The sequence below is a fragment of the Pseudomonas sp. 1912-s genome (assembly GCF_029269205.1).
Classification (GTDB): domain Bacteria; phylum Pseudomonadota; class Gammaproteobacteria; order Pseudomonadales; family Pseudomonadaceae; genus Aquipseudomonas.
In genome coordinates, this window is sequence record NZ_JARIXR010000005.1 from 159,395 (window position 1) to 178,733 (window position 19,339).

20 protein-coding genes are annotated in these 19,339 nt (G+C 60.4%); 15 read left to right on the forward strand and 5 right to left on the reverse strand.

Annotation, left to right across the window (positions count from 1 at the left end; translation table 11 throughout):
• The first annotated feature begins 25 nt into the window (after positions 1 to 25).
• The 12 genes from P3C29_RS08755 to P3C29_RS08810 all read left to right on the forward strand — a co-directional run bounded on the left by P3C29_RS08755 (position 26) and on the right by P3C29_RS08810 (position 12,869).
• Positions 26 to 841: a TIM barrel protein gene (locus P3C29_RS08755; RefSeq protein WP_275964320.1), complete on the forward strand. Its 816-nt coding sequence runs from the start codon at positions 26 to 28 to the stop codon at positions 839 to 841.
• A 10-nt stretch (positions 842 to 851) separates the two neighbouring features.
• Positions 852 to 2,783, forward strand: a complete 1,932-nt coding sequence (gene iolD, locus P3C29_RS08760; protein WP_275964321.1) for a 3D-(3,5/4)-trihydroxycyclohexane-1,2-dione acylhydrolase (decyclizing) — start codon at positions 852 to 854, stop codon at positions 2,781 to 2,783.
• Positions 2,784 to 2,802: 19 nt separating this feature from the next.
• Positions 2,803 to 3,813 carry a Gfo/Idh/MocA family oxidoreductase gene (locus P3C29_RS08765; protein WP_275964322.1) on the forward strand — a complete coding sequence of 337 codons (1,011 nt, stop codon included), beginning with the start codon at positions 2,803 to 2,805 and terminating at the stop codon, positions 3,811 to 3,813.
• A gap of 160 nt (positions 3,814 to 3,973) precedes the next feature.
• Entirely contained in the window at positions 3,974 to 4,834 is an 861-nt protein-coding gene (locus P3C29_RS08770; protein ID WP_275964323.1) for a sugar phosphate isomerase/epimerase, read from the forward strand.
• Positions 4,835 to 4,901: 67 nt separating this feature from the next.
• Complete coding sequence (locus P3C29_RS08775; RefSeq protein ID WP_275964324.1) at positions 4,902 to 5,942, forward strand: Gfo/Idh/MocA family oxidoreductase; 1,041 nt, start codon at positions 4,902 to 4,904, stop codon at positions 5,940 to 5,942.
• Positions 5,943 to 6,080: 138 nt separating this feature from the next.
• Positions 6,081 to 6,260: a hypothetical protein gene (locus P3C29_RS08780; RefSeq protein ID WP_081480110.1), complete on the forward strand. Its 180-nt coding sequence runs from the start codon at positions 6,081 to 6,083 to the stop codon at positions 6,258 to 6,260.
• Positions 6,261 to 6,308: 48 nt separating this feature from the next.
• Complete coding sequence (locus P3C29_RS08785) at positions 6,309 to 7,244, forward strand: sugar ABC transporter substrate-binding protein (protein WP_010173158.1); 936 nt, start codon at positions 6,309 to 6,311, stop codon at positions 7,242 to 7,244.
• A 63-nt stretch (positions 7,245 to 7,307) separates the two neighbouring features.
• Positions 7,308 to 8,867, forward strand: a complete 1,560-nt coding sequence (locus tag P3C29_RS08790) for a sugar ABC transporter ATP-binding protein (protein ID WP_010173155.1) — start codon at positions 7,308 to 7,310, stop codon at positions 8,865 to 8,867.
• 60 nt (positions 8,868 to 8,927) lie between these two features.
• The gene (locus tag P3C29_RS08795; RefSeq protein ID WP_003214704.1) at positions 8,928 to 9,965 is read left to right on the forward strand and encodes an ABC transporter permease; all 1,038 of its coding nucleotides are present in this window, start codon (positions 8,928 to 8,930) and stop codon (positions 9,963 to 9,965) included.
• A 402-nt stretch (positions 9,966 to 10,367) separates the two neighbouring features.
• Positions 10,368 to 10,772, forward strand: coding sequence for a TraR/DksA C4-type zinc finger protein (locus P3C29_RS08800; protein ID WP_010173153.1), 405 nt, complete (start codon positions 10,368 to 10,370; stop codon positions 10,770 to 10,772).
• Positions 10,773 to 10,956: 184 nt separating this feature from the next.
• Positions 10,957 to 12,540, forward strand: coding sequence for a methyl-accepting chemotaxis protein (locus P3C29_RS08805; protein ID WP_275964325.1), 1,584 nt, complete (start codon positions 10,957 to 10,959; stop codon positions 12,538 to 12,540).
• 125 nt (positions 12,541 to 12,665) lie between these two features.
• Positions 12,666 to 12,869, forward strand: coding sequence for a hypothetical protein (locus P3C29_RS08810; RefSeq protein ID WP_201123480.1), 204 nt, complete (start codon positions 12,666 to 12,668; stop codon positions 12,867 to 12,869).
• A gap of 5 nt (positions 12,870 to 12,874) precedes the next feature.
• Here the strand turns inward: P3C29_RS08810 and P3C29_RS08815 are convergent, their stop codons facing one another.
• The 3 genes from P3C29_RS08815 to P3C29_RS08825 all read right to left on the reverse strand — a co-directional run bounded on the left by P3C29_RS08815 (position 12,875) and on the right by P3C29_RS08825 (position 13,772).
• A complete protein-coding gene (locus P3C29_RS08815) occupies positions 12,875 to 13,111 on the reverse strand; it encodes a DUF2789 domain-containing protein (RefSeq protein WP_010173147.1) in 237 nt (78 codons plus the stop codon).
• A gap of 83 nt (positions 13,112 to 13,194) precedes the next feature.
• Positions 13,195 to 13,425: a hypothetical protein gene (locus tag P3C29_RS08820; RefSeq protein WP_201123482.1), complete on the reverse strand. Its 231-nt coding sequence runs from the start codon at positions 13,423 to 13,425 to the stop codon at positions 13,195 to 13,197.
• A 143-nt stretch (positions 13,426 to 13,568) separates the two neighbouring features.
• Positions 13,569 to 13,772, reverse strand: coding sequence for a hypothetical protein (locus P3C29_RS08825; protein ID WP_081480109.1), 204 nt, complete (start codon positions 13,770 to 13,772; stop codon positions 13,569 to 13,571).
• A gap of 466 nt (positions 13,773 to 14,238) precedes the next feature.
• On the opposite strand from P3C29_RS08825, the gene P3C29_RS08830 reads away from it, so the two are divergent.
• Both P3C29_RS08830 and P3C29_RS08835 read left to right on the forward strand, forming a co-directional pair.
• On the forward strand, positions 14,239 to 14,688 hold the full coding sequence (locus P3C29_RS08830) for a hypothetical protein (RefSeq protein ID WP_275964367.1): 450 nt from the start codon (positions 14,239 to 14,241) through the stop codon (positions 14,686 to 14,688).
• A gap of 120 nt (positions 14,689 to 14,808) precedes the next feature.
• Positions 14,809 to 15,825, forward strand: a complete 1,017-nt coding sequence (locus P3C29_RS08835; protein WP_275964326.1) for an ABC transporter substrate-binding protein — start codon at positions 14,809 to 14,811, stop codon at positions 15,823 to 15,825.
• A gap of 85 nt (positions 15,826 to 15,910) precedes the next feature.
• Here P3C29_RS08835 and P3C29_RS08840 read toward each other — a convergent pair whose 3' ends face one another.
• Positions 15,911 to 18,037 carry a TonB-dependent receptor gene (locus tag P3C29_RS08840; RefSeq protein ID WP_275964327.1) on the reverse strand — a complete coding sequence of 709 codons (2,127 nt, stop codon included), beginning with the start codon at positions 18,035 to 18,037 and terminating at the stop codon, positions 15,911 to 15,913.
• Between the two features lie 95 nt (positions 18,038 to 18,132).
• Complete coding sequence (locus tag P3C29_RS08845) at positions 18,133 to 18,522, reverse strand: DUF2946 domain-containing protein (RefSeq protein WP_275964328.1); 390 nt, start codon at positions 18,520 to 18,522, stop codon at positions 18,133 to 18,135.
• Between the two features lie 93 nt (positions 18,523 to 18,615).
• Between P3C29_RS08845 and P3C29_RS08850 the strand changes: the two genes are divergently transcribed.
• Positions 18,616 to 19,053, forward strand: coding sequence for a DUF3995 domain-containing protein (locus tag P3C29_RS08850; RefSeq protein ID WP_169388104.1), 438 nt, complete (start codon positions 18,616 to 18,618; stop codon positions 19,051 to 19,053).
• Positions 19,054 to 19,339 lie beyond the last annotated feature (286 nt).

Consider the following 19,339-nt stretch of genomic DNA (forward strand, 5'->3'; position numbering starts at 1 on the left):
TTTTCGAGTGTGGAGCACAACAATAATGAAGTCGCCTCTACGTTTTGCCCTCAACCGCATGGTCGCCCCCAGCCTTTCCCTGCCGGATTTCATCCAGCTGGCGGTGACTCTCAAATGCGATGCCATCGAGATCCGCAACGACCTCAAGGGCATCGAGATTGAAGACGGCACCCCCGCCAGCCGCGTGCGCGAATTGTGCGCGGTGCACGGCATCACCGTGCTGTCGATCAACGCGCTGTACCCGTTCGACGTGTGGAATGACGAGCGCCGTGCCCAGGCGATCAAGCTGGCCGCCTATGCCCGCGAAAGCGGCGCGCAGGCGTTGGTCATGTGCCCGTTGAACGACCGCGCCGACCCGCGCAACGAAGCCCAGCGTGCCGCCGGTTTGCGCACGGCCTTGAGCGAGCTGGCGCCGATCCTGCGGGAGTACGGAATTCTCGGGTTTGTCGAGCCCCTGGGCTTTGAAGAATGCTCCCTGCGCCGCAAACGCGTGGCGGTGGACGCGATCAAGGCCATTGGCGGGCTGGATGTATTCCGCGTGGTGCACGACACCTTCCACCACCACCTGGCCAGCGAACATGAGTTCTTCCCGGAGCTGACCGGGCTGGTGCACATCTCCGGTGTGGAAGACGCCGACGCGCCGCTGAACTCGATCCGCGACGGCCACCGCGTGCTGGTGGGCGAGGCGGACATCCTCGGCAACGCCGCGCAGATCGATACCTTGCTCAGCACCGGCTACAGCGGCTACCTGTCGTTCGAGCCGTTCGCCGAAAGCGTGCACGGCCTGGCCGACATCAAGCAGGCGCTGGGGGCGAGCATCGCCCACCTGCAAAAACGATAAGGGGCACCCCATGACCACAACCCGATTGACCATGGCCCAGGCCCTGGTGAAGTTTCTGGATAACCAGTACATCGAAGTCGACGGTGTGCAGAGCAAATTTGTCGCGGGCATCTTCACGATTTTCGGCCACGGCAATGTGCTGGGCCTGGGGCAGGCCCTGGAGCAGGACAGCGGCGACCTGGTGGTGCATCAGGGCCGCAACGAACAAGGCATGGCCCACGCGGCGATTGGTTTTGCCAAGCAGCACCTGCGCCGCAAGATCTACGCCTGCACCTCTTCGGTCGGGCCGGGCGCGGCGAACATGTTGACCGCTGCGGCGACCGCGACCGCCAACCGCATTCCGTTGCTGCTGTTGCCCGGCGATGTCTACGCCAGCCGCCAGCCGGACCCGGTGCTGCAGCAGATCGAGCAGTTTCACGATTTGAGCATCAGCACCAACGACGCCTTTCGTGCGGTGAGCAAATACTGGGACCGTATCAATCGCCCGGAACAGCTGATGACGGCGGCGATCCACGCCATGCGCGTGCTCACCGACCCCGCCGAAACCGGCGCGGTGACCCTGGCTTTGCCGCAGGATGTGCAGGGCGAGGCGTGGGATTACCCGGATTACTTCCTGCAAAAACGCGTGCACCGTATCGACCGCCGCCCGACGACCGAAGCGATGCTGGGCGATGCCGTGGCGGCGTTCAAAGGCAAGCGCAAACCGCTGATCGTGTGTGGCGGCGGGGTCAAATACTCCGGCGCGAATGCCGCGCTGCAAGCCTTTGCCGAACGCTTCGACATTCCTTTCGCGGAAACCCAGGCGGGCAAGAGCGCGGTGGTGTCCAGCCATCCGCTGAACCTCGGCGGCCTCGGTGAAACCGGCTGCCTGGCGGCGAACCTGCTGGCGCCGGAGGCTGATCTGATCATTGGTATCGGCACGCGTTATACCGACTTCACCACCTCATCCAAATCCCTGTTCAAGCATCCCGAGGTGCGGTTTCTCAACCTCAATATCAGCCCGTGCGATGTGCTGAAACTGGACGCCGTGCAATTGCTGGCGGATGCCAAGGTGGGCCTGGAAGCGCTGGCCGAGGCCCTGGGTGACTACCGCTCCAGCTGGGGCGATCAACCACGGGACGCCAAGGTACAGTTGGACGCCGAAGTCGACCGCATCTACCAGGCCGACTACCAGACTGAAAACTTCGTGCCGGAAATCAACGACCACATGGACCCGGCGGTGCTGCGTGAATTCATCGAATTGACCGGCTCCTGCCTGACCCAAAGCCGCGTGCTCGGCGTGCTCAATGAAACCCTGGCCGACGACGCGATCATCGTCGCCGCCGCCGGCAGCCTGCCCGGTGACTTGCAGCGCAGCTGGCGCAGCAAGGGCGTCAACACCTACCACGTCGAGTACGGTTATTCGTGCATGGGTTATGAGGTCAATGCGGCCCTGGGCGTCAAGCTGGCCGAGCCTGAGCGCGAGGTGTACGCGCTGCTGGGTGACGGCTCCTACATGATGCTGCACTCGGAGCTGGCGACCTCGATCCAGGAGCGGCGCAAGATCAACGTGGTGCTGCTGGACAACATGACCTTCGGCTGCATCAACAACCTGCAGATGGAACACGGCATGGACAGCTTCGGCACCGAGTTCCGGTTCCGTAACCCTGAAACCGGCAAGCTCGACGGCGGTTTTGTGCCGGTGGACTTCGCCATGAGCGCGGCGGCCTATGGCTGCAAGACCTACAAGGTCAACACCGTGGAGCAGCTGCAGGCGGCGCTGGCCGATGCGCGCACGCAAACGGTGTCGACGCTGATTGATATCAAGGTTCTGCCCAAGACCATGATCCACAAGTACCTGTCGTGGTGGCGGGTCGGTGTGGCGCAAGTGTCCACCAGCGCGCGCACCGATGCGGTGGCCAAACAACTCAATGAACGCCTGGCCAAGGCCCGGCAGTACTAATAACAAGAGGAGTGTTTTCATGTCTTTGAAGTTGGGTGTTATCGGTACTGGCGCCATCGGCCAGGACCATATTCGTCGTTGCAGCCAGACCTTGCTCAACAGCCAGGTAGTCGCCGTGACGGACATCAACCTTGAGCAAGCTGCCAAGGTCGTCGCTGACCTGAAACTCACCGCCGAGGTTTACCCGGACGGCCATGCGCTGATCAACTCGCCGCAAGTCGAAGCGATCCTGGTGACCTCCTGGGGCCCGAGCCACGAAGAATTCGTGCTGGCGGCGATTGCTGCCGGCAAACCGGTGTTCTGCGAGAAGCCGTTGGCCGTGACCGCCGAAGGCTGCCGCAAGATCGTCGAAGCCGAAGTGGCCCACGGCAAGCGCCTGGTGCAAGTGGGCTTCATGCGCCCTTATGACCACGGCTATCGCGCCCTCAAAACCGTGATCGACAGCGGCCAGATCGGCGAGCCGTTGATGCTGCACTGTGCTCACCGCAACCCGAGGGTGGGTGAGAACTACAAGACCGACATGGCGATCACCGACACCCTGATCCACGAGCTGGATGTGTTGCGCTGGTTGCTGGCCGATGACTATGTGTCGGTGCAGGTGGTGTTCCCGCGTAAATCGAGCAAGGCGCTGGCACACTTGCGTGACCCGCAGATCGTGCTGCTGGAAACCGCCAAGGGCACGCGCATCGATGTGGAAGTGTTTGTGAACTGCCAGTACGGCTATGACATTCAGTGTGAAGTGGTGGGGGAGACCGGCATTGCGAAATTGCCGGAACCGTCCCAGGTGCAGATGCGCAGCGGGGCCAAACTGTCGAACGCGATTCTGATGGATTGGAAAGACCGGTTCATCGCGGCTTATGACGTTGAGCTGCAGGCGTTTATCGACGGTGTACGGGCCGGGCAGGTGGGTGGGCCGTCGGCGTGGGATGGTTTTGCGGCGGCGGTGGCGGCGGATGCGTGCATCGAGGCGCAGAACAGTGGGCAGATTGTGAAAGTGGGGCTGCCAGAGCGTCCACGTTTTTACGGCTGACACCTATTCCACTGGAGGAACCCGATCAGTGTGGGAGCTGGCTTGCCTGCGATGACGGCGGCACATTCAACAAGACTGTCGCCTGATACACCGCTATCGCAGGCAAGCCAGCTCCCACATTTGATCGGGTTCCAACATCAGATTTGGGAGCGTTTCTAACATGCGCATCGCATTAGACCCCTACATGTACCGCCACCTGCCCCTCGGCCAAATGGTCGACAAGGTCGCCGAGCTCGGCTACCAGCACATCGAACTCTCGCCCCGGGAAGACTTCCTGCCGTTCTACAAGGCCGCCCGGGTCGACCGGGCGCGCATCAAGGAATTTCGCAAGGCCCTGAGCGACGCCGGTGTGCAGCTCTCGTCCCTGTTGCCCATGTACCACTGGGCCGCCGCCGACGAAGGCCTGCGGGTTGCCGCCGTACGCAACTGGAAGCGCGCGATCCAGATCGCGGTGGAAATGGACTGCGAGCTGGTCAACACCGAATTCACCGGCCAGTCCGACAACCCGCTGGTGTGCGAAAACCAGTTCATGCGCTCCATGGACGAGCTGATGCCGGAGTTCGAGCGCGAAGGCGTGAAGCTGGATATCCAGGCGCACCCGTACGACTTCTGCGAGCGCAACAACGAGTCGGTGGACATCATTCGCGGCCTCGACCGCGACTGGATCAACTACCTCTACGCCGCGCCCCACACCTTCTTCTATGACGACGGCAAGGGCGATATCGCCTCGATGCTCAAGTACGCAGGCGCCAAGCTCAGCCACTTGATCATCGCCGACACCTACAACCACCGGGCGTCCTCCAACCTGCGCTACATCGTCAACCCGCCGGGCGTCACGGCCACCGTGCATCAGCACCTGGACATCGGCCAGGGCGAGGTCAACTGGGAGGCGTTTTTCGGCACCCTGCGGGAAATCAAGTTCGACGGCATCGCCACGGTGTCGGTGTTTGCCTGGGAAGACCGGCCGGATGAGTCCAACCGGATGATGCTGGAGCGGGTCACCCGAGAGCTGTGCGGTTAGACCGTTGTGGCTTGCTCTGTGGCCTGGGAGCAAGCTCCCTCGCCACCATTAACCAAGGAGTATTTGTATGCGAATCGGACTGGTTGGATACGGCCACGGTGGCCGCTTTTTTCACGCACCGCTGATTGCCAGCCTGCCGGGGGCGACCTTTGTCGGCGTGGTCACCCGTTCACCTGAACGCCGCCAACAGTTGGCGAAAGAGCATCCCGGCGTAAAAGCCTTCGATAGCATCGGCCAGATCGTCGAGGCGGGCGTCGATGCGCTGGTGATCTCCACCACCCTCAAGGGCCGCCCCGCGTTGGTGCTGGAAGCCATCGAGCACGGCGTGGCGGTGGTCAGTGACAAACCGTTTGCCAGCAATGCCGAACAAGCCCAGGCGTTGATTACCGCCGCCGAGCGCCAGGGCGTGTTGCTCAGCGTCTACCAGAACCGGCGCTGGGACTCGGACTTCCTGACCCTGCGCAAGCTGATCGACGCCGGCGCATTGGGCACCGTCACCCGCTTCGAATCCCGGGTGGAACGCTACAACCCGGGCTCCGTGGGCAATGCCAGCGGCGGCGGATTCCTGCGGGACCTGGGCAGCCATCTGGTGGACCAGGCCCTGCAACTGTTCGGCCCGGTGGACCGGGTGTTCGCGCAATTGCACTACACCGGACAGGAGCCCACTGTGGATCACGGTTTCTTCGTGTCCATGACCCATGCCAACGGGGTGATTTCCCACCTGTGGGGCAGTGCCTTGCAGAACAGCCAGGCGCCGCGTTTCCGGGTGAATGGCACCGCCGGTTGCTACACCGTGGAAGGGCTGGACGGTCAGGAAGCGTTGCTGATGGCGGGCAAGACGCCCAAAACCGAAGGCGAGCACTGGGGCGCCGAGGAGCATCGACGCTGGGGCTGGTTCGAGCAAGGCGAGGAGCGCGAGCGTGTCCCGTCGGAAAAGGGTCGCTGGAATCAGTTCTATAGCCAGCTGCAAAGCGCGGTGGAAGGTCATGGCCCGCTGCCGGTGGATGCCCGGGATGCACTGGAAACCACCCGTGTACTGGACGCGGCACGCCTCAGTTCCGAACGCCAACAGGTGGTGGAAATGGCCGCTTTGGAAAGCCATAAATGAAAAATAGAATAAAATTCTAAAATAAGTTGATATGGAAATTATTTTCCAATAAAGTCATTTCCAGGTTGCATAAAGTACGTTCGGACTCGATTCGGGCGACTCGACAAAAACAAGATCAAAACAACCAGGTACCGTCAGATGAAAATCTTCAACGCTGTACTGCGAGTTTTACGTCCTGCCCTCACGCCACGCGGTCTGCCCCGCGCCCGGCCGTTTTACTTCTCCCTCCTGAATGTCCTGTGCGTCGAAAGCAAGGGTTCCCTGGTGTGCTGCATTCCGGGGGCGCCGATCGTTCGACTGCCGACAGCTTCGCTCTGAAAAACGCAACGTCCACAAAACCAACAAGAAATTGGAGACAGACCGTTCATGAAGACCCCGATCCGTTTTACCGCACTGGCCCTGTCCATGATGCTCGCCAGTGGTTTCGCCACGGCCGCCGATATCAAGGTGGGCGTGAGCATGTCGGCATTCGACGACACCTTCCTGACCTACCTGCGTGAGGACATGGACAAGCAAGCCAAGTCCTACCCCAAGGGTGACGGCGTACAGCTGCAGTTCGAAGACGCCCGCGCCGACGTGGTCAAGCAACTGAGCCAGGTCGAGAACTTTATCAGCCAGAAAGTCGACGCCATCATCGTCAACCCGGTCGACACCGCGTCTACCGCCAATATCAGTAAAGCGGCGCTCGCGGCAGGCATTCCGCTGGTGTACGTCAACCGCCGTCCCGACCAGACAGATTTGCCCAAGGGCATCGTGGCGGTGACTTCCAACGATGTCGAGGCCGGCCGGCTGCAAATGCAGTACATCGCCGAAAAGCTCGGCGGCAAGGGCAAGATCGTGATCCTGCTGGGTGACCTGGCGAACAACTCCACCACCAACCGCACCAAGGGCGTCAAGGAAGTCCTGGCCAAATACCCGGACATCAAGATCGAGCAGGAGCAGACCGGCATCTGGCTGCGTGACAAGGGCATGACCCTGGTCAACGACTGGCTGACCCAAGGCCGCGAATTCAACGCGGTGCTGGCCAACAACGACGAGATGGCGATTGGCGCGTCCATGGCGTTGAAATCGGCCGGTACCAAGCCGGGCACCGTCCTGATTGCCGGGGTTGATGGCACGCCGGACGGTCTGAACGCGATCACCAAGGGTGACATGGCCGCGTCCGCCTTCCAGGACGCCAACGGCCAGGCCGTGGGTTCGGTGGAAGCCGCACGCAAGATGGCCAGGCACGAGCCGGTCGAGCAGAACGTGGTGATCCCGTTCAAGCTGATCACCCCGGACAACGTCAAAGACTTCAAGTAGCCCTTAATAACAACAATAAACCGGCAGGGCAGCCACGGCGGCCCTGCTGACGGAGTACCCGATATGTTTGCTCAAGCCACTGCTTCGCAAGCCCCGCTGCCGGGCCCTCAGCCCGACGGGCCGAGCGAGCCCTACCTGCTGGAAATTTCCAACATCAGCAAAGGCTTTCCCGGCGTCGTGGCCCTGGCCGATGTGCAGCTGCGGGTGCGCCCGGGCTCGGTGTTGGCGCTGATGGGCGAAAACGGCGCGGGCAAGTCGACGCTGATGAAAATCATCGCCGGTATCTATCAGCCCGACGCGGGTGAAATCCGCTTGCGTGGCAAGCCGATCAAATTCGAAACGCCGTTGGCGGCGCAAAAGGCCGGGATCGCGATGATCCACCAGGAACTCAACCTGATGCCGCACATGAGCATCGCCGAGAACATCTGGATCGGCCGTGAGCAGCTCAACGGCCTGCACATGGTCAACCACCGGGAAATGCACCGCTGCACCGCGCAATTGCTGGAGCGGCTGCGGATCAACCTCGACCCGGAAGAACACGTCGGCAACCTGAGCATCGCCGAGCGGCAGATGGTCGAGATTGCCAAGGCGGTGTCCTATGACTCCGACATCCTGATCATGGATGAACCGACGTCAGCCATTACCGACAAGGAAGTGGCCCACCTGTTTTCGATCATTGCCGACCTCAAGTCCCAGGGCAAAGGCATCATCTACATCACCCATAAAATGAACGAAGTGTTCGCCATCGCCGATGAAGTGGCGGTGTTCCGCGACGGCGCCTATATCGGCCTGCAGCGGGCCGACAGCATGGACAGCGACAGCCTGATCTCGATGATGGTGGGGCGTGAGCTGAGCCAGCTGTTCCCGGTGCGCGACAAACCCATTGGCAAGCTGCTGCTGTCGGTGCGTGACCTGCGCCTGGACGGGGTATTCCAGGGCGTCTCGTTTGACCTGCACGCCGGGGAGATTCTGGGCATCGCCGGGTTGATGGGCTCTGGCCGTACCAACGTGGCCGAAACCATTTTTGGCATTACCCCAAGCTCCGGCGGCGAGATCCAGCTGGACGGCAAGACCGTACGCATCACCGACCCGCACATGGCCATCGAGAAGGGCTTCGCGCTGCTGACCGAAGACCGCAAGCTCAGTGGCCTGTTCCCCTGCCTGTCGGTGCTCGAAAACATGGAAATGGCCGTGCTGCCGCATTACACCGGCAACGGGTTTATCCAGCAGAAAGCCCTGCGGGCCCTGTGTGAGGACATGTGCACCAAGTTGCGGGTGAAAACCCCGTCGCTGGAGCAGTGCATCGACACCTTGTCCGGCGGCAACCAGCAAAAAGCCCTGCTGGCCCGCTGGCTGATGACCAACCCGCGGTTGCTGATCCTCGACGAGCCCACCCGCGGTATCGACGTCGGCGCCAAGGCCGAGATCTACCGGCTGATTTCCTACCTGGCCAGCGAAGGCATGGCGGTGATCATGATTTCTTCGGAGTTGCCGGAAGTGCTGGGCATGAGCGACCGGGTGATGGTGATGCACGAAGGCGACCTGATGGGCACCCTGGACCGCAGCGAAGCGACCCAGGAAAAAGTCATGCAACTGGCTTCCGGTATGACGGCGGTCCACTAACGAACAGACGGCGCCGGCCCGTTGCGGCCGGCGCAATGCGATAAAAAAAGGTGAGTGGTTATGAACGCGATACTGGAAAGCAAACCCGAGGAAAAGAAGCCCGCTGCGGCGCCGGTCAAGCACCGTCGACGCATGCCCACCGAGCTGAGCATCCTGCTGGTGCTGATTGGCATCGGCCTGGTGTTCGAGCTGTTTGGCTGGATCGTGCGCGACCAGAGCTTCCTGATGAACTCCCAGCGCCTGGTGTTGATGATCCTGCAAGTGTCGATCATCGGCCTGCTGGCGATTGGCGTCACCCAGGTGATCATCACCACGGGTATCGATCTGTCGTCGGGCTCCGTGCTGGCGTTGTCGGCGATGATCGCCGCCAGTCTGGCGCAGACTTCCGACTTTTCCCGGGCGGTGTTTCCCTCCCTGACGGACCTGCCGGTGTGGATACCGGTGGCGATGGGCCTGGGCGTGGGGTTGCTGGCGGGGGCTATCAACGGCAGCATCATTGCGGTTACCGGGATCCCGCCGTTTATTGCGACCCTCGGCATGATGGTTTCGGCCCGTGGCCTGGCGCGTTACTACACTGAAGGCCAGCCGGTGAGCATGCTCTCGGATTCCTACACCGCGATCGGCCATGGCGCGATGCCGGTGGTGATCTTCCTGGTGGTGGCGGTGATCTTCCATATCGCGCTGCGCTACACCAAGTACGGCAAATACACCTACGCCATCGGCGGCAACATGCAGGCGGCGCGCACCTCGGGGATCAACGTCAAGCGCCACTTGATCATCGTCTACAGCATCGCCGGCTTGCTGGCAGGCCTGGCCGGTGTGGTGGCCTCGGCACGGGCCGCCACCGGGCAAGCGGGCATGGGCATGTCGTATGAGCTGGACGCGATTGCCGCCGCAGTGATCGGCGGCACCAGCCTGGCGGGCGGGGTAGGGCGCATCACCGGCACCGTGATCGGCGCGCTGATCCTCGGGGTGATGGCCAGCGGGTTTACCTTCGTCGGCGTGGATGCGTACATCCAGGACATCATCAAAGGCCTGATCATCGTGGTGGCGGTGGTGATCGACCAGTATCGCAACAAGCGCAAGCTCAAGCGCTAACACGGTCCTCAGGGCCGCATCGGTCAAAATGTGGGAGCGGGCTTGCTCGCGAAGACGGTGTATCAGTTAAACATTCAGTGACTGACACACTGCCTTCGCAAGCAAGCCCGCTCCCACATTTAACCGTTTGTCTTCTATATAGCTCCACAACACTGAATTTCTTGCTATAAACGCACTCCGATGACCGTTCGCCGAGCCCGTCCTGGTGCCTTTGCGGGTTATCTTGGAAAAAATGCCTGTCATTTCAGTTGCTGAGCCCTCAAGTCGGCCTTAGACTGCCGCCCCTCGTAAATTGAGTGCCGGGTGGCGCTTGAAATGGATGGCGCCTTTCCGAGACCTGCAGAGGCCTGCCGGAACGCTCCCTTATTCGCCTTGATGCACGTATTTTTTATAGAGAAATCAATGACAAAGGAAAAGTTGCTGGCCATGCCGGCGGATGACTACATGAATGCCGAGCAGCACGCTTTTTTTGAGCAGTTGTTGCAAGACATGAAAGTGGAACACCACGAGCGCATTGAACAGAACCGCATCGCCATCGAAAGCCTGGACACCCCGGCTGACCCGGCTGACGCTGCTTCTGTCGAAGAAGAGCGCACCTGGCTGGTGAATGCCATTGACCGCGACCAGCGCATGCTGCCGCAACTTGAGCAGGCCCTGGGCCGTATCAAGGAAGATTCCTTCGGCTGGTGTGACGACAGCGGCGAGCCTATCGGCCTCAAGCGCCTGCTGATCAGCCCTACCACCAAGTACTGCATCGAAGCGCAAGAGCGCCACGAGCAAATCGACAAGCACCAGCGTCAAGCCTGATGCGGTGAACTGCTGGAGCCGGGTTGCCCGGTTCCCAGCAGAAAACAGCCTGTACCCCCCGTTTATTGATCTGCTGCAAGCCCCCCACTAAAGGCCCATGGATAATGGCCACATAGTGGCGTCTAATGCAGTCACAATAACGACAAGCAGTGGGGTAACGAACATGGCTGGAGACGGATCTCTCATGGGCGCGGCAGCGTCATCACCCGCGGTGGTGCGTCAGTTGCCGGGCTGGTTGACGCCGCTCCTGCAAAGTACCGCCCTGGTGCTGTTGCTGCTGGGCCTCGCGTTTGCCCAACTCTCGATTTACCTGTGCGTGCCGGTGGCCCTGTTGCTGATCTGGCTGCCCCGCCTGAAACATCGCACCCCCAGCGCTGCACCGTCCGAAGCCACCGATGGAATCGGCGAGCTGACCCGCGACCTGTCCTACACCACCAGTCATAACGCGCTGTCTGCGGCGGGCGTGGCCTATTCGGTCAAGCAACTGGCGGCCAGGCTGCAATCGCAATTGGGCGCGGCCAGGCAGATTGTCAGCAGTGCCGAAGTGATGATTGGCACCGAGAAGGTCACCTCGGCGCTAAGTCGCCAGGCGCTCGGCGCGGCCAGCCAGGCTCATCAGCGCAGCACCGAAGGGCGCGAAGTGCTGGCGCAATCCATCACCCGCATGCATCAGCTCAGCCAGCGCGCCAACGACAGCCGCCAGTTGATCGAGGCCTTGAGCCAGCGCAGCGAAGAAATCCAGCGCGTTACCCTGGTGATCCAGTCGATCGCCAGCCAGACCAACCTGTTGGCGCTGAACGCGGCGATTGAAGCCGCCCGGGCCGGTGAGCATGGTCGCGGCTTTGCGGTGGTCGCCGACGAAGTACGCGGCCTGGCCGGGCGAACCGCCACCGCGACGGATGAAGTCGGGGTGATGGTGGCGGATATCCAGCAGCGTACCGCCCAGGTGGTGGAGCAGATCCGGCAATTGTCGGCGGATTTGCAATCCGGTGTCGAACAGGTGGAGCACGCCGGCGAGCAACTGGACAGCATTGCTACCCTGGCAGCGGATGTGGAAGGCCAGGTCAATGAAATCGCCCAGGGCACCGACACCAACCGCGCCCAACTCGACAGCCTGTTCCATGCGGTGGAGCAGATGCGCAGCGATTTGACCGTCAGCGACCAGCAGACCCAACAACTGGCCGCCGCTGCGGTGCAAATGGAAGGGCAGGCCGAAACCATCAGCGAGCGCCTCGCCGAGGTCGGCCTGGACGACTACCACCAACGCATCTACGACCTCGCCCGCGAAGGCGCGAGCCGGATCGCCGCGCAGTTTGAAGCCGACGTGCTGCAAAACCGCATCAGCCTGGACGACCTGTTCGACCGCAGTTACACCCCGATTCCCAACACCCGGCCAAGCAAGTACCACACCCGTTTCGACAGCTACACCGACCAGGTGCTGCCGGCGATCCAGGAGGCCTTGTTGCCTCGGCACGAGGGCCTGGTGTTTGCAATTGCCTGCACGCCACAGGGTTATGTACCGACCCACAACAAGGCGTTTTCCCAGACATTGACCGGCGATGCCCAGGTGGACGCGCTACAGAACCGCACCAAACGCAAATTTGAAGACCGCACCGGGATCCGCTGTGGCAGCCACCAGCAGGCAGTGTTGCTGCAAACCTACACCCGCGATACCGGCGAGTTGATGCACGACCTTTCGGTGCCGATCACGGTGAATGGCAGGCACTGGGGTGGTTTGCGGCTGGGCTATAAACCCGAGGGACGTTAACCCAGCGGGTCGATTGTTGCAGGTTATGCAAGGGAGCTATTCCGGGGATAGCTTTTTCCAACTGGAGGAAAACCGTAGCATGGCGAACATTGTTAGCCAGCTAACTAATTCTCTGGAGGCTCCCCATGCAAACCAAAGTCGATGTCGCCGTGATGATTGGCAGTGGCGTACCGCCAACCCTGCGTGCGCTGGGGCGCAAGGCCTGTTGGGTGGTACTGCTTAACGGCGAGCAGCGTGGCACAGCCTTCGCCAGTCGCGATGAAGCTGAGGAGTGCAGGGCTGCCTGGGAGGCGCTGCTGCGCCTGGAACAGTCAGACAGCCTGCATTGAGGGAATCAGCGTGGCTGGTGCAGGCGCTGGTTCAGTTCGTCGACCGCGATGGCCCACACCGCGTCTTCACGCAGTTCATCTTTCAGGAACTGGGCTTGTTGCGGTGACCAGAAGTCCGCATCGATCAGCTTTACGTCATTGGCCAGGGTATGTTCGCCGATGAAGGCGTCAATCGCCTCGGGGGACGATTCCAGTCCAAGTTGTTCAAACAGGTCTTCGAGGGTGTAAGTCGGCGCTTCCATATCGTTCTCCATGCAGGCTGATCATCGTATGCATGGGAGGGTTGTAGCGGGGCAGAGTTCGATCGGATTGTCGCGCCGGGTAATCAGGAGGTCAGTGCGCCTGAGTCGACGGCGGCTTTAAGCGCTTTGGCGGCTTCCTTTGCTGCTGTGTGGGCGGCGTCTACGGTTTTGAACCAGCGGTCCTTTTCTACCTGATGGATCGTCACGGTGGTCAGGGGCGCCTTGGCCCGCATCACGATCACGGCTTGAAATTCACCGTCTACTTCCCTAGCTTCGCCATGGATGAAAAATTCGCCTATATCAAATTCCGTCACGTATAGCCTTCCCTTGGAGGTAATTGCGCTGATGAAACCTGAACCGCAAGGGGACAAATCTCAATGGACGGACCAGTATGGCAGTTGTTACGCGCGGGCGGCGCAGTAAAGTCAACCAGATGACGAAACGACAGCGCCGAGGTTCAGCCGTGGGGCGCTTGCAGGATGGCTTCAAGTTGTTTGGCCAGTTCGCACGCCTGGCGATGGCCGCTGCGAAAACCTTTGATCCGCCCGCTGGGCACTTCAAGGATATGAAAGAAGTTTCTTCCGGCGGGTACTACGCGATAGAGAACCGAATGCAGGCAACTGCCCTGGGTGTATAGGGAGTAGAATTGGCCGTCATCCATATAAGATGAACCTGTGTTCGAGGGTGTGGCAATCGGTTGAGGTCGTTGCATAATCAGCTCCTGTCGATCGATCCTGCGGACCCGCTTGCAATATTTCGGGTGGTTTTGACCCGTGTTGCTGTTTTAGTATTGTTGTCAGCATCCGGCGTCCGGTTCCATCCAAAGCATTAGTTTCTGTGTTGGATGTCGGAAAACTGCATTTTTTTAAGGGTTATTGTCTGAAGTAGGGCGGCCAGTATTCTCCGGCCATTAAACCTGTGATTTCCTGCAACGCTCGGCGACCTTGCGTAAGGTACGTCGGGCACGCCTGTACTAGTCTTATGGCTTTGCAGCGTGGGCCTTCTTCAGTTTTTTCAGTGGATTTGTCGTGTGATCGTGCCGTTTCGGCCGTTTTTTTGTGCTGCCCGCCTGGCGGTCAGCACCTTTTTGATGTGGGGGCGTTTCCTTGGCAGTCAGTAATCTGGATATGCACGCGTTGTTCGTGCTGGGTGATTTGCGCGCAAAGTTGGTCAAGCAGTTTCAGTCCCGTTTCGTCTACATCACTGAGCAGACACCTGAAGGTGTCTACATCGCCGAGATCGATACCGAAACGGCGCTGGTGGTGGATGACAAGCCGCGACTGGAACTCAAGGTCGGTGATCATTTCCGGGCCGCTGTATTGCCCAGTCGCGAAGGCGGCAAGTTCGAACTGAAGTTTCGCGATATCAAGTTGACGGTGTATGGACTGGGCGACTACGCCTTTGTTTCCTCGGCCGAAGGCCAGGGCATCGTGTTCAAGGAAGGCCACAGCGTGATGTTGGTATTCGCCGCCAATGAGCAACTGGTAGAGGGCCTGACCAAGACCCTGAAGGCCGTCACCGGCAAGGCCGCCAAATGGCGCAAGGGTGAACTCGTGACCTTCAAGGCCAGCGAGTAACGCCGTTACATGCCGTGTTCCCCGGAACCTCTACTACAGTTGAGTTGACTTAAGTATTCAGAGGCTTCGCGGTGTTACAGCAAAGCCGTTCGCTATTGCTGTAGGCATGAGGTGCAAAGCATGAAAGGAATTCGAGCACTGTTGGCCGCGTCACTGACGACCCTGAGTCTGTCGGTGGTGTCGCTGCCGGTATCGGCCGCCCAGGCGCCGATTCATTTTGCGGACCTGAACTGGGAAAGTGGCAGCCTGATCACCGAGGTGCTGCGGGTGATTGTCGAAAAGGGCTATGACTTGCCCACCGACACGTTGCCCGGCACCACCATTACCCTGGAAACCGCCCTGGCGAAAAACGATATCCAGGTGATCGGTGAAGAATGGGCCGGCCGCAGTCCGGTGTGGGTCAAGGCCGAGGCTGAGGGCAAAGTGGTGGGCCTGGGAGATATCGTCAAGGGTGCCACCGAAGGCTGGTGGGTGCCGGAATACGTGGTCAAGGGCGACCCCGCCAAAGGCATCAAGCCCCTGGCGCCGGAACTGCGCAGCGTGAAAGACCTGGCGCGCTACAAGGACGTGTTCAAGGACCCCGAAGCACCGGGCAAGGGCCGTTTCCTCAACAGCCCGATTGGCTGGACCTCGGAAGTGGTCAACAAGCAAAAACTCAAGGCGTATGGGCTTGACGACAGCTACGTGAATTTCCGCAGTGGCTCGGGTGCCGCGCTGGACGCCGAGATTGCCTCGTCGATCCGCCGGGGCAAGCCGGTGCTGTTCTATTACTGGTCACCCACCCCGCTGATGGGGCGCTACAAGCTGATCCAGCTCGAAGAGCCACCGTTTGACGCCGAGGCCTGGAAGACGCTGACCGATGCAGACAATCCTGACCCGAAACCCACGCGTTCCCTGGCCTCCAAGCTGAGCATCGGTGTGTCCACGCCGTTCCAGAAGGAGCATCCGCAGATCGCTGAGTTCTTTGGCAAGGTCGACTTTCCTATCGAGCCGTTGAACAAGGCGCTGGCCGAGATGAGCGAGAAGCACAGCTCGCCACGTGAAGTCGCCCAGGCGTTCCTCAAGGATCATCCGCAGATCTGGAAGGCATGGTTGACTGAGGATGTGGCGCAGAAGGTGGAGACTAGCCTGAAATAGAAGATACCTGTAGGAGCCCGGCTTGCCGGCGATGGCGCCCTTGAGGCTGCCATCGCCGGCAAGCCGGGCTCCTACAGGGTTTGTGTCAGAACTTCGTCTGCACCGCCAGCTCAAACGTCCTCGGCGACCCGAGGTAATACGCCGGCGACACATGGGCAAATTCGGCATACACCTCATTGGTCAGGTTGCGTACCCGACCCGTCACAGAGGTGTGCTGATCCACCTTGTAAGTCAAAAACGTGCCGAACAAGGTATACGCCGGCACCGTCAGGGTGTTGGCGTTATCGGCATACACCGACGCCACATACCGCGCATCCACGCCACCTTGCCAATCTTCGGCAAAGTCATAGGTCAGCCACAGATTACCCACCTGCCTGGGCACGTTGGTCGGCGTGTTGCCGTTGCGCGACACCACGGCCCCACTGGCGATTTTCTCATTGAAGTCCTCGTACTCGGCATCGACCCAGGCGTAGTTACCCTCCACCAATAATTTGGGCGTAACCCGCAACGAACTGGCCAACTCGATACCCTTGGACGACTGCGCGCCCACGGGAATGCTGTTGGTCGGGTCCTGCGGGTCGGTCACGGCGAAGTCCTTGCGCTCAATTTTATAGGCGGCGACGGTGGCCGAGCCACGACCGTCCAGGTAGTCGAACTTGCTGCCCACTTCCCACTGCTTGCCGGTAGACACGTCGAACACCTGGGTGGTGGTGCTCGGCTGTTCGGCGGCGGTGCTGTATTGCACGTAGACATTGGCTTGCGGAATGAACTGATACGTCAGGCCAATACGCCCGGTGACCGGCTCCCAGCTGCGCTTGACGTGCCGCGGATTGCTGGCGGTGATGTCTCGGTGATTGGTGACCTCAAGGTCGATCGCGTCATAGCGCAGGCCGGTGAGCAGTGACAGTTTGTCCGTCAGCCCCAGGCGGTTTTCGACGAACAATGCCTGGGTGGTGACGGCGTTGGTCTTGTCCGGATCGAAGCCGGGCCTGGTGCCGGGGATGTCATAGAAGTGCCCCGGATCGTAGTTGTTCGGATCCACCGTACTTTTACCCGCCACGTTAAGTGGGTTGTTGGTGGTGCTGTTGACCTTGTACTCAAAGCCACCCGACCACGTGGTGCTCAAGCCGAAGAATGTGTCGTCATGGCGCAGCTCGAACTGGTTGCCGTTCTGCTCGCCCTGATGGCGTACCTGATAGGCCGTGGAGCGATTCACCGCGCTGTTGTCGGCGTTGTACTGGTAGGTTTCCAGGTTGCGATAGTCGCGCTGGCTGTCGAGGTGATAGAGGGTGTTTTTCAGGGTAGTGCTGTCGTTGATCCGGTAGTCGATGATCGACCGGACCCAGATCGTGCGTTGCTCATAACGGCCGTCGGCCACGTTGTAGTTGTTGAAGCGGTTGTGCTTGTCGATCTTCAACTCGCCTGACTTCGGGTTGAGCACCGGCGTGCCCCAATAGGGGCTGTCTTCGTGCTCGTCCTGGTATTCCAGCGCCAGGGTGTGGGACAGGTTCGGCGTGAAATCACTCAACAGGGAAAATGCAACGCTCCAGGCATCGCGCTGTTGACGATCGATATAGGTGTGGTTGGTGTTGCGGCTCACGTCCAGGCGTGCGTAATGCTGCACCTCGGCACCCGGTTCGGTCAGCGCATGGTTGAGGCCGAAGGCCATCCCGGCGGTGTCGTAGCTGCCATACGTCAGTTGCCCTTCGGCGGCCTGTTCTTCGCGGGTGGCCAGTTTGGTCACGTAGTTCAGCGAACCGCCGACGGAACCGGCGCCGTTGATCAGCGAGGAGGGGCCGCCCACCAGTTCGACCCGATCATAGATCCACGCATCCACCGGCCGCGCCAGGCCGCCCGACACGGCGACGCCATTGAACATCTGGGTAATCTGGCTGCTGGTAAAACCCCGATAGGAAATAAATCCGCCAAACCCCGGCGGCGCGCTGGCGTTGACCCCGGGCAAGGTATTGGCCGCGTCCCGGAACGTCTTGGCGCCTCGACGTTCGATGTCGTTGCGATTGGCAATGGCGATGGACGCCGGGGTTTCCCGCACGCTCAGCCCGAGGCGCGAGGCCATGCCACTGGATTGGTCCAGAGCCAGGCCGGGCTCGCCGGTTTGTTCGCCATCAATGGTGGTCGGTGCCAGCTCAATCGCCCAGGTGCTGACAGGGAGGCAGCCGAACAGGCCCGCCAAAAGAGGTAGATGTTTCATGGTTGAATCCTGAAAAACATGGCTTGAAAACAACGCACAGCCACCCGTACTCCCGAGGGAGACGGCAACACGTGCCAATCAAAAAAGCGCAGGTATCAGGCGAAGGCGGGTGGGGCGCGCGGATTAGCCGCAGGCCAGGTGAAGCGGGCAGGAATGTCGGCGCTGGCAACGATGGCCGGCGGCGGCGCATGGGGTTGTGGCAGGACGACTACGTTGAGGCTGGAGCTGAGCGCCGGGCCCATGCCGCCGGTTGAGCACAGCGGGCAACCGAAGGCTTTCGAGAGCGTGGGCAGGGATTCATCGGTGGACGTGTAAGGCGCTGGCGCCTGGGTGCGCGGGTCCACCGTACAGAACTGGCCGCCGATGCCGTTGAGCTGCATCCCGACCATTTGCCCGTGGCCAATGCTGCAGGCGAACACATTGAACAGGACGCAGCAATAGAGCATCCAGGCAATGAGCGAGCGGTCGGTACGGGCGAGTTTCATGGGGCGGCACTTTACCATCAGCCGCCGACGAATTGCCTGCAAAAAATCTCAAGAGGTCTATCCTCTTTCGGACTTTTCCAAGGATATCCAGCCATGAGCTTTTTAGTCGCGCGATGGATCGTCGGGGTGTTTGGCTTTATCAGCCTGGTGCATTTGTACTGGGCGGCCGGTGGCAAATTGGGGGTTGCCGCGGCGATTCCGCAGCTGCCGGGTGAATTCGCCAGTGGGCCACGGCCGGCGTTCAAGCCTTCGGCGCTGGGCACGTTGCTGGTGGGCGTGGGATTGGTGGCGATTGCGGTGCTGGTGTGTTTGCGGGCCGGGCTGTATTTCGAGCCGGTGTCCAACCATGCCTTGCAATGGGGGATCAGTGCGGTGGCGCTGGTGATGTTTGCCCGGGCGATTGGGGATTCGGAGCTGGTGGGGTTTTTCAAGAAGGTCGGTGGGTCGCGGTTTGCGCGGCTGGATACGTTTTTTTACTCGCCGCTGTGTCTGGTGTTGGGGGCGGGGTTGTTGGTGGTGGCGTGGAGTTGAGGGGAGCGATTGCCGGAATAGAGTGAGGCTTGCGCTGTATAAACTACAAGCCCTCTTGGTGATAGAACGTAAGGTGGCCCTCAAAAATCAAGGGCTTAGGAAGTAGTTTGTGGGCATAAGCTCGGTAAATCGTCCCCATCCAGATTTTTAGTTTTGAATAACGAGTTAAGTAAATCAATTTGTGTTTTGTCTTTTTCTTGGAGAGTCAGTGAAAACTCACGTCAATTCACCTGCAAATCGTGATTCTCTGAATATATATTGGTTTTTTTATGATCACATTTTCTTC

What these genes read in the sequence shown, in the direction of transcription:
- P3C29_RS08755 (WP_275964320.1), top strand. Translation starts at nt 26, where the DNA reads ATGAAGTCGCCTCTACGTTTTGCCCTCAACCGCATGGTCGCCCCCAGC.
- iolD (WP_275964321.1), top strand. Translation starts at nt 852, where the DNA reads ATGACCACAACCCGATTGACCATGGCCCAGGCCCTGGTGAAGTTTCTG.
- P3C29_RS08765 (WP_275964322.1), top strand. Translation starts at nt 2,803, where the DNA reads ATGTCTTTGAAGTTGGGTGTTATCGGTACTGGCGCCATCGGCCAGGAC.
- P3C29_RS08770 (WP_275964323.1), top strand. Translation starts at nt 3,974, where the DNA reads ATGCGCATCGCATTAGACCCCTACATGTACCGCCACCTGCCCCTCGGC.
- P3C29_RS08775 (WP_275964324.1), top strand. Translation starts at nt 4,902, where the DNA reads ATGCGAATCGGACTGGTTGGATACGGCCACGGTGGCCGCTTTTTTCAC.
- P3C29_RS08780 (WP_081480110.1), top strand. Translation starts at nt 6,081, where the DNA reads ATGAAAATCTTCAACGCTGTACTGCGAGTTTTACGTCCTGCCCTCACG.
- P3C29_RS08785 (WP_010173158.1), top strand. Translation starts at nt 6,309, where the DNA reads ATGAAGACCCCGATCCGTTTTACCGCACTGGCCCTGTCCATGATGCTC.
- P3C29_RS08790 (WP_010173155.1), top strand. Translation starts at nt 7,308, where the DNA reads ATGTTTGCTCAAGCCACTGCTTCGCAAGCCCCGCTGCCGGGCCCTCAG.
- P3C29_RS08795 (WP_003214704.1), top strand. Translation starts at nt 8,928, where the DNA reads ATGAACGCGATACTGGAAAGCAAACCCGAGGAAAAGAAGCCCGCTGCG.
- P3C29_RS08800 (WP_010173153.1), top strand. Translation starts at nt 10,368, where the DNA reads ATGACAAAGGAAAAGTTGCTGGCCATGCCGGCGGATGACTACATGAAT.
- P3C29_RS08805 (WP_275964325.1), top strand. Translation starts at nt 10,957, where the DNA reads ATGGGCGCGGCAGCGTCATCACCCGCGGTGGTGCGTCAGTTGCCGGGC.
- P3C29_RS08810 (WP_201123480.1), top strand. Translation starts at nt 12,666, where the DNA reads ATGCAAACCAAAGTCGATGTCGCCGTGATGATTGGCAGTGGCGTACCG.
- P3C29_RS08815 (WP_010173147.1), bottom strand. Translation starts at nt 13,111, where the DNA reads ATGGAAGCGCCGACTTACACCCTCGAAGACCTGTTTGAACAACTTGGA.
- P3C29_RS08825 (WP_081480109.1), bottom strand. Translation starts at nt 13,772, where the DNA reads ATGGATGACGGCCAATTCTACTCCCTATACACCCAGGGCAGTTGCCTG.
- P3C29_RS08830 (WP_275964367.1), top strand. Translation starts at nt 14,239, where the DNA reads ATGCACGCGTTGTTCGTGCTGGGTGATTTGCGCGCAAAGTTGGTCAAG.
- P3C29_RS08835 (WP_275964326.1), top strand. Translation starts at nt 14,809, where the DNA reads ATGAAAGGAATTCGAGCACTGTTGGCCGCGTCACTGACGACCCTGAGT.
- P3C29_RS08840 (WP_275964327.1), bottom strand. Translation starts at nt 18,037, where the DNA reads ATGAAACATCTACCTCTTTTGGCGGGCCTGTTCGGCTGCCTCCCTGTC.
- P3C29_RS08845 (WP_275964328.1), bottom strand. Translation starts at nt 18,522, where the DNA reads ATGAAACTCGCCCGTACCGACCGCTCGCTCATTGCCTGGATGCTCTAT.
- P3C29_RS08850 (WP_169388104.1), top strand. Translation starts at nt 18,616, where the DNA reads ATGAGCTTTTTAGTCGCGCGATGGATCGTCGGGGTGTTTGGCTTTATC.